This is a genomic window from Synechococcus sp. BA-120 BA3 (assembly GCF_034931285.1).
Lineage (GTDB): Bacteria > Cyanobacteriota > Cyanobacteriia > PCC-6307 > Cyanobiaceae > Cyanobium.
On record NZ_JAYGHZ010000241.1, the window covers coordinates 1 to 560 of the forward strand.

Genomic DNA, 560 nt, shown 5'->3' on the forward strand with positions numbered 1-560 from the left:
CTGCAGGGCCGCCAGGTGGGCCGTCCAGCGGGCACCGATGCCGGTCTCGAAGCCGGTGCTCACCATCAGCCGGGGCACCCCCCGGCCCAGCTCGGCCAGCAGGGGCCGGGGATCCCCGTCCTGGGACGGTCGCCGCACCTGCCAGCCCGCCCAGCCCTGCCGCAGCTCGGGCCGCTGCCGCAGGGATTCATCCAGGGCCACCGGAATCCCCAGGGCCAGCGCCTCGAGGCCCTCCTGGTCGCCCGGGGCCAGGGGCTGCTCCAGCCACTGCAGCCGCGGCTCCTGCCCCAGCCGCTCCGCCCAGGCGGCGGCGGTGGCCCGGTCCCAGCCGCCATTGGCATCGAGCCGCAGGCGACCGTGGGCCGGCAGGCGCTCCAGCAGCACCTCCAGCAGGCGCCGCTCCAGCCCATCGGCCGCCGCCGCCACCTTCCACTTGAATGTGGGTGTGCCTTCGGCAGCAGCGAGCCTCCGCTCCAGGCCGTCGAGCATCGCCTCGCCGGTGGGGAGCAGCCAGGCGGAAGGCGGAGCCGCCAGCCAGCCACCGGCGGCCGCGCCCACCT

Annotated in this window: 1 protein-coding gene; it reads right to left on the minus strand. The window is 77.0% G+C overall.

The features are described from left to right. Positions 1-560 (minus strand): enolase C-terminal domain-like protein (locus VB737_RS07540; protein WP_500312289.1); only part of this gene is annotated, 560 nt, incomplete at both ends.